Here is a 16,225-nt window from a genome sequence, read left to right as displayed (position 1 = left end):
GCCCTGTTGTTTCCGGGCGCGATCCGTGGGTTAGACCGGCGGTCGCGTGGAGCCATTCCAGGTGTTGCCGTACTTGCCCCAATAGGTCTTGAGGTACTTGCCGAGGAAAACATTCGGGAAGGTGTTCCCGGTGAACTTCGAGTTCATCGAGCCGCCGATTCCGAGGCCGCGGCCCCCAGCTGGGCTGCTCGCGACATTACCGCTGACAATGGCGCCATTGGTGCTGCTGTGCTTGCTCGGCAGGCGCAAGCTGCCATCCTTCATCCGGAAGGCGAAGGCGTAGGTGCGATAGCGCGTGACCGTGTTGTTGGTCCAGGTGTTGCCCCAGCCCGACATTTGGTCGTTGTAGCCGATCGCCACATTGGCTGCTCTGTTGTTGCTAAAGGTGTTCCAGCTGCCGTCGACATCCGTGTTGAAGGCGCGACCATCACCCTCGAGATCGTGAACATAGTTGTTCGTGATCGTGTTGTAGTTCGCGGCCGAGCCGAACCGGATGCCTTCGTGCATGAAGTGCGCCCCAACAGCCGGCTTGATGCGCGAGATGTCGTTGCCGCTGACCTGCCAGAAGTTGCTGTGGTTCATCGCCCAGACACCCGGCCCGGTGCCGCAGATGATGTCCTTGATGACATTGTCCTTCACGACCCCGGAATTCGAGAGCGAGGCATAGATGCCGCGCCCGGTCATCGTGTTGCCGATGAAGGAGATGCCCTCGACCGGGTCCATCGCCGTGCCCGTGACCTTCGCGAGGTATGCCGCGGCGCCGCGCGCCGCGGTCGGGTTGCGCGAACCCGTGCCAGGAACCTGCCGACGCGGCTCCCACAGGCCCTTCTTCACCAGGCCTGCGTGCCAGGAGTACGCCTTGCCGGAACCCTTGCCCGACAGGTAGGCGCCATGCACGATATTCAGGCCCTGGAAGGTCCAGTAATCGGCACCGGTCATGATTTTGATGGTGCGCCGTGACGACGGGCGCCGGTTCGAGCACGAGTCCGGGGCTTGCGCCGAGGTGAGCGTGACGGCCCCATCCCCAGCATTGGTCACCACGATGCGGGCACTGGCCGTGCCGGAGTTCTTGATGTTCAGGACCTCTGAATACGTCCCGGCGTGCACCTTGATGGTCGTGCCGGGCGTCGCCCGGTCGATTGCCGCCTGAACCGTGCGCAGCGGCGCTGCGGCGGTGCCGGCGGCCGAGTCGGAGCCCTTGGTCGAGACGTGGATCTCGGTGCCGGCCGCCTGGGCCGGGGCGGCGGCAAAGGCCGCCGCCCCGGTCAGCGCAGCGATGCCGGCGGCAGCCAGTCGAGTGGTTGTGGACGGCATACGGACTCCCATCAGCAGCTGCTCGGGGCGAAAGTCGCCGGAGGGGCGGTGGGCTTGCCGTTGAAGGTGTTGCCGTACTTGCCCCAGTAGGACTTGACGTACTTACCGACGTGCGCGGTGGTCCAGGCATTGCCCTTGTAGGTGCCGTACATCGTCCCGCCGACGCCGAAGGACTTGGCCTTGCCGACCGGCTTGGTCGCGACATTGCAGGTCATCGAGATTTTGTTGGCCGAGGTGTCGTAGGACGGCAGGGTGAGCTTGCCATCCATCAACCGCACGCCATACCCGTAGGTGCGGAAGCCAGTGACGCTGTTCTTGGTCCAGGTGTTGCCCCAGCCGGACATCTGGTCGTTGTAGCCGATCGCGACATTGGCCGCGCGGTTGCCGCTGAAGGTGTTCCAGCTGCTGTCGACGTCGGTGTTGAAAGCGCGACCGTCGCCGGGCAGGTCATGGACGTAGTTGTTGGTGACCTTGTTGTAGTTCGAGGAGGTCCCGAGGCGAATGCCCTCCTGCATGAAGTGCTTCCAGGTCGACGCAGCGATCTTGGAGACGTCGTTCTTGGTGACCTGCCAGCCATTGGAGAAGGTGATCAACCAGATGCCGGGGCCGGTGCCGCAGGCGATATCGCTGATCTTGTTGCCCGAGGCGACGCCATAGCTACTTAGCCGGAAGAAAAGACCCTTGCGCTTGACCGTGTTGCCGATGAACTTCAGGCCATCGCTGGAGTCGAGGTCGGGGTCCTTTGTGGCCGTGCGCAGGTAGGGGATGACCTGCTTGGCCGCGGTCGGGTTGAAGCTGCCAGCGCCCGGGACCTTGCGGCGGGTCTGCCAGTCGCCCTTGTCGACCAGGGCGCTATGCCAAGAGAAGGCGGAGCCGGCGTCGGAGCCAGTCGCATAGACGCCACCGTCGATCGTCAGGCCCTGGAAGGTCCAGTAGTCGGAGCCGTCGATGATCAAGATCGTGCGCTGGCCGTCCGGCTGATTGGTGCCGCACGACGGCATAGGCAGGGCCGCGGTCAGCGTGACTGCGCCGTCCCCGGCATTTGTGACGGTGATCGGGGCGCTGGCCGTGCCGCTCTTGCGGATCTTCAGTTGCTGGTTGTATGTGCCCTTGTGGATCTTGATCGTGTCGCCCGGCATCGCCTTGTCGATCGCGGCCTGGACGGTCTTTAGGGGCTTGCCAGCTGCTCCGGAATTGGCGTCATTGCCGGTCGTGGCGACCTCGATGACGCTCCCGGCGGCATTCGCCGGGGCTGCGGTGGCGATCAGGGCGCCGGCGGCAACGACCGAACCGGTCATCAGGCCGGACAGCATACGGACGGAGGGGCTGGATTTCATGATGATTGCTTCTCACTCGTGCGAGGACGGCGGTCAGATCACGCACCGGCTAAAGCCCAGGTCACGGGCCGCGAACTCTACCTAATCAGCTCGGCCGACGTGGCGCGTCCCGGCGAGTGTAGATCACCGAACGATAACGACGCCAATCCCTCCATGGACCGGCGGTCAGCCGGCGGGGGTGACCGGGCCGCCGGTGACGCGGGTGATCGCGGCGATGGCTCCATTGAGGTCCGTGTCGCCGGGCGCGATGAGCACGGGATCGCTGACGGAACCATTCGGCGGGCCGGCGCTCGGATCGGCCGCTGAGCGCACGGCCTCCGAGCCGGCGATGGTTAGCGTCTTGCCTGACGCCGGCCAGATGACGGCCAGGTTCGCTCCCCCACCGAGAATGACCACACCGGATCCACCGGGGACGCTGACCTCCGTGATGGAGGTGCTGCCGCGCAGCGCCTCGGCATACCGCTGATAGATCTGGCCCGAGGGCAAGTCGGCCCCCTCGGGGCTGACCAGGCCACGGAAGATCTCCACCTTGGTCGCGCCGCCTGGGGTGTAGGCCAGCGGGAGGTAGACGATCGGGCTGACCTTCTCCGTGAGCAGCGTCCCGAGCAGTCGGGCGACCTCGGCGCCGTGCGCGGCCTCGGTGTAGTCGCCGCCCGGCCAGGCCGTTCCGATCTCCCAACCCTGGATCGGGATCTGCACGGCGAGGTGGCGCCGGACATAATCCAAGAGGGTGTGCAGCAAGTCCGGGTTTTCGTAGAAGTGCAGCTGGTATGCCGTCACCGCGCCGGAGTTGATCGCCTGCCAGTTGGCGCTCTCCATCGCCCGCACCCGCGTGGCGCGACCCTCCTGAAGCAGAGTGCGCAGTTCTTCGACGGAGTTCACGACCGGGAAGCGCGCCGTCCCGCTGCCGTGACGACGGGCGAACCAGGCTTGGTAGAGCGCTAGTGCTTCCTGTTCCTGGCCAGCGTCCAAGAGTTCACCGGCGAGCGCGATGCCGTGCCCCGTGCTGGAGATGCCGGCGTCGAGGATCGTGGCGCTGGGATCGGCAGCCTTGATAGCCGAGCTGGCCAAGGCCACGAGATCGACATACTCCTGCGGCGTGCCGGACCAGAAGTTGTTGGCGTCGACCTCATTCTCGATGGCCCACAGTGTGACGCCGCGATCCTTGTATCGATTGACCAGGGTCGTGACGAACTGCTGGTAGGCCGCCGGGTCGTCGGGAAAGGTGCTCGGGCTCTTGCGCGTGCCCTCGGCCGGATCGAGTTGCTCGGGACCACCCGCGCAATTGCCGACCCGGATCTTGAGCATCATTCGGTAGCCCATCTGCTGGGCCTGACCGACCAGGCGCTCCACCTGAGCGAAGCGCTGATTGTCCGGCTTGGCCCGCAGGGCGCACCACTCGACCTCAAAGAAAGTCTCACCCCAACCGACCTGTTCGGCGTAGGCCAGCGGCGGCTTGAGATTCCAGTTCCACTTGATTCCGAGATCGGCGGCGCCGCCCTCATAGACGATGGGGGCGATGGTGCGAACCGGTCCGGTCGCCGTGCCGGTCGTCGGCTTCGCGTCCTCGCCGGTGCAGGCGCTCGCGGCGCCCGCGATGAGCAGGCCGGCGGCGAGGGCGGCCGTGGCGCGGCGCACGCTCAGGACTCCGCCCGCTCGGCGGGGGTGCCTCCGCGGGCGGCCTGCAGCGAGCGCGGATAACCGTAGCGGGTGAGCAGCGGGCTGGTCAACGCCGCGACGATGCGTGCCTCACGCGGATCCATGGCTTGGGCCCATTCGTTGTCGAGGGTGATCGGCACCGGACCATTGGCCATCCGCGCGGGATTGCCGGCGACGGTGTGATTTCCCGGCAAGTCGAGCCGGTCCTCGCCGTCGACGATGCGCTCGACGCCGGTCAGGCCCAGCGCATCGGCCAGCGCCTGCAACGACGCGGCCGGGTGGCTGGCGAAGCTTTCGTAACGCATCCGCAGATAGCGCGGCGAGCCGCGCCAGGCCCGCTCGAGACCGGCATTCCAGGCGGTCCACAGGGCCGAGGACTTCACGACGCCCCGGCGCTCCATCAGCCCGCCGGAGTCATTCTTGGCCTTCTTGCGCTGCCAGGAGAAGGCTGCGGCGCGCGGGTCACGCACCAGGTGGACGACATCGAGCGTCACCCCCGGCACCCCGGCCAGCAGGGCGGCATAGGTCGGCAGCTTGGAGGAGTCGACGATCACCGAGGCACCGGAAACCTCCTGGATCGCGCGATAGAGGGGCGCGAGGACGCTGGCGAGCTTCTCGGGGGCGGCCGACTTCTCCGCCGGAGTGCGCGCCAGTCGCGGCAGCGTGCGCAATTGGGTGTATGCCGTCAGCTCCCGATGGACATCGCGCGCATCCGGCACCGTGTCGCCATAGGCAACGCGAAGCACTTGCTGCCAGAACGGGCAGTCCGCGAAGGGCTGACCGCACCCACACAGCCGGTTCTCGGTGATGCCGCGCTCCCACAGGTAGCGCAGCTCGCCGACGCTGATCGCATCGTTCATGGCGCCGAGGGCGTTGGCGACGACGGTGCTGCCGCTGCGTCCGGTCCCCCCGACGAAGACCACCCGCACGGAGTCGTTCGTCATTGCGCGACGATCAGCCCTGGCGGGCGATCAGTTCGTCGTCGCTGCCCTCGCGGCTGCGGCGCAGCACCTCCGGGATGGCCAGCAGGAGCACGGCGAGCGCGAGGCCGATAAGGGCAGCGCTCACGGCGCGGCGCAAGAACTCGGTGCGCCACGGCAGCTGGGTCACATCGGTCTCGATGGACTCGGTGATGCTCGCGGCCTGGCGGGCCCTGATGTCGCTCACGGCGGCAGTGCGATCGGCGAGGGCGGCGCGGGCGTTGTCCACGGCATACTCCGGCGCGGTGAACTCGGCCTGGGCCTCGGTGATCTCATCGACGCGCTTCTGCGCGGCCTTGAGGGCGTCCTCGATGGGCGCGGTGCTCTGCTGCTCGGCGGGGCGACCCTTGGCGGTGGCCAGCGCCACCTTCAGCGAGGTGACCTCGGAAGCCGCCGCTTGGTACTCGCGGTCGGCATTGGTCAGGCCGGTCTTCTTCTGGACGGCCGCCAGGTCGGCGATGGCGGCGTCGAGACCCTTCTGCGCCTCGTCGGCGGCGACCTGCGCCTGGCGCAGCGCGGGGGCGAAGGCCTGCTCCTGCACGGCTGCGGGAACGGCCTTCATCACCTTGGAGACGACGGCCTCGTCCGAGTCGGCGAAGGTGATGTGAACCAGCTCGGTGTCGGCGATGCGGCTGGCCGAAAGCCCGTCTTGGACCCGGTCCACGGTGACGCCGGCGGCCTTGGCCACATTGCCGAGCACCTCATCGGAAGTGGCGGCGTTGACCAGTGAACCGGCGACGAGGTTGATCGAGGCCACCGTCGGGTCGCCGATCGGGTTGGTCGCGCGCAGGTTCACCGAGCTCGTGTACTTCGTGCCGCTTGGGGCGTTGAGGCCGAGAACCAATAGCAAGGCGGCGACCGGGATGATCACCAACAGCCAGAGGCGGCGGCCCAGGCGCGTGAGCAGTTCGCGAAGTTCCATGAGGGATTTCCGAGTCTTTCGTGACGGTCTGTTGGCGGATGCGCCGGCCAGTGCGGGGCATCCGGTCAGGGTGCCGCCCGTGCGTCATCGCCCTCGGCTGGGCACCCCGAGGGACTACGATACACCCGGCCGCCGGGGGGATTTACGCGCCCCGCCGTCCCCGTGCCACCCCATCGGAAGGTTGATTCGCCTCGTGAGTGCCGACTCCCGCCCTGCCCCGCCCCTCTTCGTGGTTGGCGCCCCCCGTTCGGGCACGAGCCTGGTCTACCGCGCCTTGGCGTTGCACCCGCAGGCGGCGTGGATCAACAACTACCAGCGTCGCCTGCCGGGTCTGAGCGCGCTGGCGGGCTTGAACCGGCTCGGGGCACGACGCCCGGACGCGCGCCGCACCGTTTGGTTCGGCGCCGACGGCGACAACGCCTACCGCTACAACACCAAGCGCTCGCTGGCCGAACGCTTCTACCCCCAACCAGTGGAGGGCGAGCCGGTCTTCGAGCACTGCGAGGTGCCCGAGGCGTGGGACGGCTCCCCGATAACGGACAAGCAGCGGCGCCTGGCCGGGCTGCTGGCGCGCACCACCACGCGCAGCGGCGGGCGGGTATTGATCAGCAAGCGGATCGGACACAACCGGCGGATCGCCCTACTGCACCAGCTCATTCCGCAGGCCCGCTTCCTCGATGTGACCCGTGACGGCCGGGCCGTGGCCTATTCCTTGAGCAGGGTCGACTGGTGGCCGCAGATGCCCGTCTGGTGGTGGCAGGACCGCACGCCGCAGGAGTGGGCCGCCGAGGGCCGCGACCCGCTGGAGCTGTGCGCGCGGCACTGGGTCGAGGAGACCCAGGCGATCGAGACCGGGCTGGCCCAGGTCCCGACCGGGCAGGTGCTGCGGATCCGGTATGAGGATCTGGTCGCCGACCCGCTGACCGTGCTGTCACGGATCGCGACCTTCGCCGGGCTCGATCCCGAGGATGAAACCTGGCGCCAAGAGCTGGCCCAGATTTCTTTCCCCAACAAGAATGCTGCGTGGACCGCCGACCTGCCTGCCGAGCAGCAGGCTGCGCTCGCGCCGCTCGCCGATCAACTGACTGCGATGGGATACCGCTGATGACTGCCTCGCTGCCCCCCGCGTTCATCCTTGGCACGGGCCGGTGCGGCTCGACGCTGGTTCACGAGTTGATCGCGCGCCATCCGGCGACCGGCTTCGTGACGAATTTGGATGACCTCGGCGTTCGGCAGGGCAACGCGCAGCAGCTGACCCTGTGGCGCCGGCTGCCTGCGGCGGTCAGCGAGAAGGGCCGCGCGCGCCTGGCACCCAGCGAGGGGTATCGGGTTCTGGCCCGGGAGGTCTCGCCCGCGATCGTGGATCCGGTCCAGGATCCCACCGCGGCCGACCTGACGCCCTGGCTGGAACAGCGCCTGCACGCCTTCGTCGAGAAGCGGATGTCGGGTCTCGATTCGGCGGAGATCTTCTTGCACAAGTTCACCGGCTGGCCCCGCGCGTCCCTGATCGCCGCGGCCTTCCCGGACGCCCGGTTCGTGCACATCGTCCGCGACGGTCGGGCAGTGGCCAATAGTTGGCTCCAGATGGACTGGTGGAAGGGCCACCTCGGTCCGGCGGGCTGGCACTTCGGGCCGCTGCCCCCGGAGCTCGACGCCGCATGGGCGGCGACCGGCCGCTCCCAGCCCGCGCTGGCCGCGATCGCCTGGCGGATGCTCGTGGACCGGCACGAGGAGTGCGCGGCCGAGCTTGGCGATCGCTGGTTGACGGTGCGGTATGAAGATGTGCTGGCCGACTCCCGCACCCACCTCGAGCGAATCCTTGTGCACATCGGGCTGAGCTGGACCGATGCCTTCGAGTCCGGGATCGCGCGCTACACCCTCTCCCCTAGCCGCAAGGCGGCCTACTTGAAGGACCTCACGCCCGAGCAGGTGGCGACGATGGAATCGCTGATCGGCGACCAGCTCGCGCGCTACGACTACGCCTGACCGCGGGCGATGGCGGTTGACTACCTTCTGCTAGCAGAAGGTAGTCAAATCCGCATACCTTGCACGGTGTGCACAGTTGACTAACGTGCGCTAGCAGAGGTTAGGAGACACCCCAACACCGACCCGGGGACCGTCAGTAGGCGCCGTCGGCCTTGAGGACGGCGCGGACGGTGCGCATGAGGATCATGACGTCCAGGACGGGTGACCAGTTGTCGACGTACCACAGGTCCAGGCGCAGCGACTCCTCCCAGTTCAGGTCGGAGCGGCCAGAGATCTGCCACATGCCGGTCAGGCCCGGACGCACCTTCAGCCGGCGCATGGCGTCGGGTTCGTAGGCGTCGACCTCGCGCGGCAGCGGCGGGCGCGGCCCGACCAGGGACATCTCGCCCCGCAGCACATTGATCAACTGCGGGAGTTCGTCGAGGGAAAGCCGTCGCAGGATGCGGCCAGGCTTGGTGATCCGCGGGTCATGCTTGTGCTTAAAGAGCATCTCGTTGACCTGGGGGTGGGCCGAGAGTTCACCGGCCAACAGCCGCTGCTCGGCGTCGACCACCATGGTGCGGAATTTGACCATCGGGAAGGTCCGACCGTTCTCCCCCACGCGCTGCTGGACGAAGAAGACCGGCCCGCGGTCGTGCAGCCAGATGGAGAAGGCGATGAACAGCCATACGGGCATCGTCACCAGCGCGATGAGCGAGGAGCAGAAGATGTCGATCGCGCGCTTGGCCACCGCATCAAAGCCGCCGATCGTCGGGCCCTCGACGTGCAGCAGGGACATGCCGGCTGCCGGGCGCAGGGTCAGGCGCGGCGAGGCGACCTCATTGATCCCGGGGTGGACGAAAAGGTCCACGCCGATCTCGGCCAGGGCCCAACCCAACCGGCGCAGGGCCTTGCCGGAGAAGGAGGCATCAGAGGCGACGACCACCGCTTCGGCGCCGGTGTCTCGAACGGCAAGCAGCGCCGTCTCCGGCCCGCCATACACCGCCACATTCGCCACCCGTTGGGGGTCCGGCAGATCGGAGGCACAGGCACCGACGACCTTCATACCGGTCGACATCGGGTCGTTCTGGATCGAGGCGATCATGTCGTGGACGGCCAGGCCGCGCCCGACGACGATCGTCGGCTGCAGCGCATGCCCGTGCGTGCGCGCCCGGGCCAGGCGACCGCGCAAGACGCGACGCGCGATCACTGTGAGCAGGAAGATCAGCGGCACAGCGACGAAGAAGAGCAGCCGAGACATGCGCCAGCCCAGCGCCACGAGCGTCACCGACAGCAGCGCCAGCAGGATGAGCAAGGCGTGGCCGATGCTGCGGTATTCATCGAGGCCAATGCCGAGATTGTTGACGCGATAGGCGCCCGAGCGCCCGCAGATGATGACCCAGGCAAAGGGCACAACGGTCGTCAAGAGAGCAACACGCAGGTTGGGTATGCCGCTGTAGAGCGCCATGGCCGCCACGAAGCAGGCGACCAGGGCGGCGAGGAAGTCGCTGACCACAACGCGACGTTGGTAGCGGATGCGCCAGCCGCGGCCGGGGCCGTCCTGATCGACATTCGGATGAACCCAGTCGGGGATATGCCACGAGGTCTGAGCCTGGGCTCGTGAGGAATGACTGGTGGTGGTTGCCCGTGGCTCTGTGGCCTCCGGTGTCGTGCTGCTCACGGTCCCCCCGACCGCATGCTGCTCGGTGTGCATGCCCGTTACACGATCCTTCCGCCGCCGCCGCAGCGACGTCCGTTTCGGCCCCGGTGGGGGGGCCGGTGATTCCGGTGTTACGCGACACGATGAGAGTGTCCCGTGGGACGGTACCGCATCCCGGGGCGATACCACACAATAGGTGAGAAAAAGTGCGCCACGCCGGGACAGGCGCCCGCGGATTGCGGACGACGGTCACCGGCGTGGCGGTCACAATGCTCAGGCTTCGGCGGGAGCTTCCTCGGCCGCCTCGGCCTCCGGCTCGTCGTGCTCGATGCCAGCCTCGGACTCCGCGTCGGCGAGTTCGGCGTCCAGCGCCTCCTGGCTGATCATCGCGGAGACATTGACGACCAGGGCTTCGGCGTCGGTGACCAGGGTCGCGCCCGCGGGCAGCGCCAGGGCACCGGCAAGAATCTGAGTGCCAGCCTCGAGGCCTTCGACAGAAACCTCGATGTTCTCCGGAATATTGGTTGCCTCGACTTCGACCTGGATGCTCGAGTGGTCAACGGTGACGACCGTCTCGGGGGCAGCTTCGCCGGTGACGTGCACGGCCACATCGACGGTGACCTTCTCGCCCTTGCGGACAACGACCAGGTCGACATGTTCGATGATCGGCTTGATGGGGTCGCGCTGCACATCCTTGGCCAGCGCCAACTGCTCGGTGCCCTCGATATTCAGGGTGAGCAAGGCGTTGGCGTGCTTGAGAGCCATCATCGTGTCGTGGCCCGGCATCGTGATGTGCACGGGGTCGGTGCCGTGGCCGTAGACAACGGCCGGAACCTTGCCGGCGCGGCGGACGCGGCGCGCCGCGCCCTTGCCGAACTCGGTGCGCAGTTCGACGTCCAAGCGGTTATCGGTGGACATGGGATCTCCTCAGGGCACAAACGGCGCCGCCGAGGACGGGTGCGCCGTGAATTAACGGTATGCGGTGGGCCTCGGGCGCTCATCGATACGGTAGGCGCGACATCATCGGGCACCACCGCGTCGATCACGGACGGCTCACGCCGCCCCTCGCCGAGGCATCGGATCTAGTTTAAGGCCGAGGGTGCGGACGACGAAATCCGCCCCCCGCGGTGATCGTGCCCAGGTGGGTGGGGCCCAGGTGGGTGGTGCTCAGGCGCGCCCGTCGAAAAGCGAGGTGACCGAGCCGTCCTCGAAGACCGCCCGAATCGCCTCCGCAATCAGCGGAGCGACGGAGAGCACCGTCAGCTTCTCGAAGTGCTTCTCCGGCTCCAGCGGCAAGGTGTTGGTGACGATGACTTCGGTGGCGACGCTGGCGGCGAGCCGCTCGGCCGCCGGATCGGACAAGATCGCGTGCGTCGCGGCGATGACGACGCCGGCGGCACCGGCCGCCATACATGCCTCCGCCGCGTTGACGATCGTGCCACCGGTGTCGATCATGTCGTCGACGACGATGCACACCCGGCCCGCCACATCGCCGACCACCCGATTGGCGACCGAAACATTCGGCCGGCTGATGTCACGGGTCTTGTGGATGAACGCCAAGGGTGCGCCGCCCAACCGTCGCGACCAGTGCTCGGCGACCTTGATCCGCCCGGCATCCGGCGAAACCACGGTGAGTTGCTGATCGGCATACTCCCGGGCCACATAGGCACTGAGCACCGGCAGGGCCATCAGGTGGTCGACGGGGCCATCGAAAAACCCCTGGATCTGATCCGTATGCAGATCGACCGCCATCAGCCGGTCGGCCCCGGCGGTCTTGAATAGGTCCGCGACGAGGCGCGCCGAGATCGGCTCCCGCCCACGGTGCTTCTTGTCCTGGCGGGCATAGCCATAGAAGGGCAGGACGACACTGATTCGCTTGGCGGAGGCGCGCTTGAGCGCATCGACCATGATCAGTTGTTCCATGATCGCTTCGTTGATCGGCGCCGCATGGCTCTGGATGACGAACGCGTCGCAGCCGCGCACCGACTCTTCGTAGCGCACGAAGATCTCGCCATTGGCGAAGTCGTAGATCTGCGTCGGAACCAGGCCGGTCCCGGCCAGCCCGGCGACCTCCTCGGCGAGTTCCCGGCCGACCCGGCCGGAAAAAAGCATGAGGTTCTTGCGCGTCTTCTTCGAAATGCCGGTCATGACCCCGGCTCCGTCTCGATGATCTGCTCCTCGAGCGCGGCGGCGGCCGCGGCGGCCGTCTTGGTCCCGGCCCGCGCTCGCGCCACCCAGCCGGCGATATTGCGCTGCCGGCCTCGGGCGACGGCGATCTCCCCCGGCCCGACGTCATTGACCAAGGCGCTGCCGGCCGCGACATACGCCCCATCCGCCACGGTCACCGGGGCGACGATGACCGAGGAGGAACCGACGAATGACTGCTTGCCGATGCGGGTGTGCGACTTGGTGACCCCGTCGTAATTGGCGAAGATCGTGCCCGCGCCGATATTGGCGCCCTCACCGATCGTGGCGTCCCCGCAATAGGTCAGGTGCGGAACCTTGGCGCCCGCGCCGATCGTCGCATTCTTGGTTTCGACGAAGCCGCCGATCTTGCCCTTGGGCCCCAGCTCGGTGCCGGCGCGCAGATAGGAATAGGGCCCGACGACGGCGCCCGCGCCGACGACGGCCAGTTCGACCTCGGCACGGCGCACGTGTGCGCCATCCCCGATCTCGCTGTCCCTGATCGTCACTTCTGGTCCGATGATCGCGCCGGTGCCGATCGTGGTGGCGCCGAGCAACTGACTCCCGGGGCGGATCGTGGTGTCGGCGCCGATCGTCACGTCGACATCGATCCACGTGCTGTTCGGGTCAACGATCGTCACGCCCGCGCGCATCCACTTCTCGGTGACGCGCGCGTTCAGTTCCCGACCAAGGGCGGCCAATTGCACCTTGTCGTTGACGCCCTCGGTCTGCCACCAGTCGTCAATGCGGTAGGCGCTGACCGTTCCGCCATCCCGGCGGGCGATCTCGAGCACGTCGGTGAGGTACTTCTCTTGCTGCGCGTTCTCGGTCGTCACGCGGGTGAGCGCGCTGCGCAGGACCTCGGCGTCGAAGGCGTAGATCCCGGAGTTGATTTCCTGGATCAGCAATTGCTCGGGGGTGGCGTCCTTGTGCTCGACGATCGCGGCCACCGCGCCGTCCGCATCACGCACGATCCGGCCATAGCCGGCGGGTTTGTCTGTGACCCCAGTTAGCACCGTCACCACCGAGCCCGAGTCAGTATGCCGATCCACCAGTTCCTGCAGGGTCTCGCCGGTGAGCAGGGGGACATCGCCATAGGTGACCAGGACCGTGCCGGTCAGGCCCTCCGGGAGTACATCCATGCCGCACTCGGTGGCGCGCCCGGTGCCCTTGATCTCGTCCTGGTCCGCGATCAACGCATCCGGGTCGACCTGCGCGATATGGGCGGCGACGAGATCGCGCTGGTGGCGCACGACGACCGAGAGATGCTCGGGCCGGGTCGCGCGCGCCGCGGCGATGGCGTGCCCGACCAGGGTGCGACCGCAGATCGCATGCAGCACCTTGGGGGTGGCGGACTTCATACGGGTGCCCTCACCGGCGGCGAGGATGATCACGGCAGCGGGGTGTCGATCGGACACGAGGACGCGGCTCCCAACAGACTCGGGGATATCAGGCAACCTGCCCATCGTATGCCGCGCGCCCCGGCTCCCGCTCACGGCGCCGACCCATCGCGACCGGCCCGGCCACTTCGGTGGCTGGGGCGCCACCGACCACATCGCGGTGGCGAAGACATAATCGGCCGAGAGGGTCGGCTCAACAGTGACCTTGCCGCATACGGCCCCGTCGGCGCGCACCAGGTCGGCCACGAGCGGCGCGATCTGCGGGGCAACGGCCAGGCGCAGGTCGGCGCACTCCTGCGTCGCCTCGCCCGAGGAGGTGGTGGACCTCGTTCCGGTGGCAGTCGTCGTCTTGTTGGCTTTGGCCGGATCAGACTTCCGATTCGCCATCGCGAAAGCCAGGCCAGCGATCAAGGCGACGACGGCGAGCGCGGACACCAGCGCCCATGGGAAGCGACGGCGAGCATGACGGCCCATGGGAGATGAATCCTTTGTGGCGGTGAATCGGGCCGGGAGCGGGGCCTGACGTGGCAGCTTGTCACGGCCCCGGAGAGCCGTTCAACTATCCGCGGGTAACCAGGCTCGGAAGGGCTGGCGCCGGCGGGCGCTCCCCGGGTAGGAATCGAACCTACGTCGCTAATCCTGATTCAAAGTCAGGCGGGCCCTACCAGCAGACCAACCGGGGAAGAGCCGGCGTCCTCGGACACCGGCCCCCCAAGGGTAGTCGAGACGGCACAATGGTTTGGGTGAGCACTTCCTCCGCGCGCACCCGGCGCACCGGGCCGAAATCGCGGATGACCGGCTCCCAGCGGCGCGAACAACTCATCGAGGTGGGTCGTCGCCTGTTCGCCGAGCGCGGCTTCGAGGGCAGCAGCGTCGAAGAGATCGCGGCCAGCGCCAAGGTGTCGAAACCGGTGGTCTACGAACACTTTGGCGGCAAAGAGGGGCTGTATGCCGTCGTGGTCGACCGCGAGATCGCCGACCTCACGGCCCGCATCACCGAGGCCCTCGGCTCAGCGAGCAGCCCGCGCGTCTTGATCGAGCGGGCGGCGCTCGCGCTGATGGATTACATCGAGGAAGAGACGGACGGCTTCCGGATTTTGGTCCGCGATTCGCCCCCCGGGCAGAGCACGGGCTCCTTTGCCAGCCTGATGGGTGATGTCGCCTCGCAGGTCGAGCACCTGATGGTCGCCCAATTCAAGGGCCGCGGCCTGGACACCAAAGCGGCGCCGATGTACGCGCAGATGCTGGTCGGCATGGTTGCCCTGACCGGCCAGTGGTGGATGGACTCCAATCGCAAGTTCTCGCGCGCCGATGTGGCCGCGCACCTGGTCAATCTGGCGTGGAATGGCCTCTCGGCCATGGAGGAGCGCCCGACGCTGCGGGGTTGAGCCAGCGCGCTAGCGGAGCTTTTCGGCGACGGCGAAGATCCGGCGGAAGGGCAGGATGACGCCCGCAGGGGTGCGGGGGTATGCCTCGCGGAGGCGGGCGGCATACTCCTGCACGAAGGCCTCCCGCTCGGCGGGCTCGGTGAGCAGGTCGATGACGGGGCGCAAGCCGGTCCCCTTAACCCATTCGAGGACGGGGTCGGCGATCTGGTTCTCGGGATCGAGGACATGCAGGTAGGTCGTCTCCCAGGCATCGACCCGGCAGCCAGCCCGCGTGAGGACTTGGAGGTATGTCGCGGGCTCGGCCGAACCGCCGCGCTTCAGGGCCGCCTCCAACTCCCCGGCCCGCGCGTGGCGCGTCGCGACCTCGCGCATCAGCCGGTGGCTCGGGGCGCCGTAATTCCCCGGCACCTGCAGGGCGAACCAGCCGCCGGGGCGCAGCTCGCGGGCCCACGTGTCGATCAATTCCAGGTGTCGCGGAATCCACTGGAGCGTGGCATTGGTCACGACCACATCGGGGATGGCGCCCAGCGCGTTCAACGACCAGGTGGCCAGGTCGGCCTGCACCCACTCGACCCGCCCGCCCTCATCGAGGGCGCGCGCGGCGTCGAGCATCTGGGTGGAGGAGTCGATCCCGACGATGCGGGCCGACGGCCACCGATCGGCCAGGCTCAGGGTCAGCGGCCCATTGCCGCAGCCGAGATCCGCCACCAGCGCTGGCTCGCTCGCCCCGATCCGAGCCGTCAGTTCGGCGAAGGGCCGGCCGCGTTCGCCCGCGAACTTGGCGTACTGGACCGGATTCCAGATCGTCGACATCTCGGGGCATCTCCAGGGCAGTCGGGTATCAAGTCGCTCACGCTAGGAGCCAAACTATCTCGACGTCAAGATATCTGGGGCTTAGAGTGAGAGCCGTGACCGAGCCCGGCGATGATGTGGATGCCATCGTCGCGGCCTGGCATCGGGAGCGACCCGACCTGGACCTGACTCCACTGCATGTGCTCTCGCGGGTCACTCGTTTGGCGAAGCGCCTGGACCTGGCGCGCCGAGATGCCTTCGCGGGCTTTGACCTGGAGTCCTGGGAGTTCGACGTCTTGTCGGCGCTGCGGCGGGCCGGGGCGCCATACCGCCTCTCCCCCAGTCAACTCATCGAGGCGACGCTGGTGACCAGCGGGACGATGACCAATCGCGTCGACCGGCTGCAGGAGCGGGGACTGGTCCTGCGCTTGCCGTCCCCACGGGACGGCCGTGGGGTGCTCGTGGAACTCACCGCGGCCGGCGCGGCGGCCGTCGATGGTGCGCTCACTGCCTTGTTGGCGCGCGAGCGGGCGCTGCTGGCTGGGCTGAGCGCGGCTCAACAGGAGCAGTTGTCGGCGGCGCTGCGGGAGTTGTCGACCGCGCTGCCGTGATGAGTGCCGCCGG

14 protein-coding genes and 1 tRNA gene are annotated in these 16,225 nt (G+C 67.7%); 4 read left to right on the top strand and 11 right to left on the bottom strand.

What is annotated here, in order from left to right; all coding sequences use genetic code 11:
• Positions 1-30 precede the first annotated feature (30 nt).
• The 5 genes from ABD225_RS10755 to ABD225_RS10735 form a co-directional block, all read right to left on the bottom strand.
• Entirely contained in the window at positions 31-1,314 is a 1,284-nt protein-coding gene (locus tag ABD225_RS10755) for a DUF1565 domain-containing protein (protein WP_344084791.1), read from the bottom strand.
• Between the two features lie 11 nt (positions 1,315-1,325).
• Positions 1,326-2,651: a DUF1565 domain-containing protein gene (locus tag ABD225_RS10750; protein WP_344084788.1), complete on the bottom strand. Its 1,326-nt coding sequence runs from the start codon at positions 2,649-2,651 to the stop codon at positions 1,326-1,328.
• 165 nt (positions 2,652-2,816) lie between these two features.
• Positions 2,817-4,289: a hypothetical protein gene (locus tag ABD225_RS10745; RefSeq protein ID WP_344084785.1), complete on the bottom strand. Its 1,473-nt coding sequence runs from the start codon at positions 4,287-4,289 to the stop codon at positions 2,817-2,819.
• Positions 4,290-4,291: 2 nt separating this feature from the next.
• A complete protein-coding gene (locus ABD225_RS10740) occupies positions 4,292-5,254 on the bottom strand; it encodes a sulfotransferase (RefSeq protein ID WP_344084782.1) in 963 nt (320 codons plus the stop codon).
• 10 nt (positions 5,255-5,264) lie between these two features.
• On the bottom strand, positions 5,265-6,212 hold the full coding sequence (locus tag ABD225_RS10735; RefSeq protein ID WP_344084779.1) for a hypothetical protein: 948 nt from the start codon (positions 6,210-6,212) through the stop codon (positions 5,265-5,267).
• Positions 6,213-6,405: 193 nt separating this feature from the next.
• Between ABD225_RS10735 and ABD225_RS10730 the strand changes: the two genes are divergently transcribed.
• Both ABD225_RS10730 and ABD225_RS10725 read left to right on the top strand, forming a co-directional pair.
• The gene (locus tag ABD225_RS10730) at positions 6,406-7,317 is read left to right on the top strand and encodes a sulfotransferase family protein (protein WP_344084776.1); all 912 of its coding nucleotides are present in this window, start codon (positions 6,406-6,408) and stop codon (positions 7,315-7,317) included.
• Complete coding sequence (locus ABD225_RS10725) at positions 7,317-8,198, top strand: sulfotransferase family protein (RefSeq protein ID WP_344084773.1); 882 nt, start codon at positions 7,317-7,319, stop codon at positions 8,196-8,198. Before ABD225_RS10730 ends, ABD225_RS10725 begins: the two co-directional genes overlap by 1 nt.
• Positions 8,199-8,331: 133 nt before the next feature.
• On the opposite strand, the gene ABD225_RS10720 is transcribed toward ABD225_RS10725, so the two are convergent.
• From ABD225_RS10720 to ABD225_RS10700, 5 genes are all read right to left on the bottom strand, one after another.
• The gene (locus tag ABD225_RS10720; protein WP_344084770.1) at positions 8,332-9,891 is read right to left on the bottom strand and encodes a sugar transferase; all 1,560 of its coding nucleotides are present in this window, start codon (positions 9,889-9,891) and stop codon (positions 8,332-8,334) included.
• A gap of 219 nt (positions 9,892-10,110) precedes the next feature.
• Positions 10,111-10,755 carry a 50S ribosomal protein L25/general stress protein Ctc gene (locus tag ABD225_RS10715; RefSeq protein WP_344084767.1) on the bottom strand — a complete coding sequence of 215 codons (645 nt, stop codon included), beginning with the start codon at positions 10,753-10,755 and terminating at the stop codon, positions 10,111-10,113.
• A gap of 249 nt (positions 10,756-11,004) precedes the next feature.
• Complete coding sequence (locus tag ABD225_RS10710; RefSeq protein WP_344084763.1) at positions 11,005-11,985, bottom strand: ribose-phosphate diphosphokinase; 981 nt, start codon at positions 11,983-11,985, stop codon at positions 11,005-11,007.
• Positions 11,982-13,487: a bifunctional UDP-N-acetylglucosamine diphosphorylase/glucosamine-1-phosphate N-acetyltransferase GlmU gene (gene glmU, locus ABD225_RS10705; protein ID WP_425564397.1), complete on the bottom strand. Its 1,506-nt coding sequence runs from the start codon at positions 13,485-13,487 to the stop codon at positions 11,982-11,984. Before glmU ends, ABD225_RS10710 begins: the two co-directional genes overlap by 4 nt.
• A 538-nt stretch (positions 13,488-14,025) precedes the next feature.
• A tRNA-Gln gene (locus tag ABD225_RS10700) sits at positions 14,026-14,104 on the bottom strand.
• Between the two features lie 108 nt (positions 14,105-14,212).
• Between ABD225_RS10700 and ABD225_RS10695 the strand changes: the two genes are divergently transcribed.
• Entirely contained in the window at positions 14,213-14,809 is a 597-nt protein-coding gene (locus ABD225_RS10695; protein ID WP_344084927.1) for a TetR family transcriptional regulator, read from the top strand.
• A 9-nt stretch (positions 14,810-14,818) separates the two neighbouring features.
• Here ABD225_RS10695 and ABD225_RS10690 read toward each other — a convergent pair whose 3' ends face one another.
• Positions 14,819-15,622, bottom strand: a complete 804-nt coding sequence (locus ABD225_RS10690) for a methyltransferase domain-containing protein (RefSeq protein ID WP_344084761.1) — start codon at positions 15,620-15,622, stop codon at positions 14,819-14,821.
• A gap of 86 nt (positions 15,623-15,708) precedes the next feature.
• Here ABD225_RS10690 and ABD225_RS10685 point away from each other — a divergent pair, with 86 nt between their 5' ends.
• On the top strand, positions 15,709-16,212 hold the full coding sequence (locus ABD225_RS10685; RefSeq protein ID WP_344084759.1) for a MarR family winged helix-turn-helix transcriptional regulator: 504 nt from the start codon (positions 15,709-15,711) through the stop codon (positions 16,210-16,212).
• Positions 16,213-16,225 lie beyond the last annotated feature (13 nt).

Source organism: Nostocoides veronense, from assembly GCF_039531185.1.
GTDB lineage: Bacteria > Actinomycetota > Actinomycetes > Actinomycetales > Dermatophilaceae > Nostocoides_A > Nostocoides_A veronense.
This window is presented reverse-complemented; position numbering and strand designations above follow the sequence as displayed.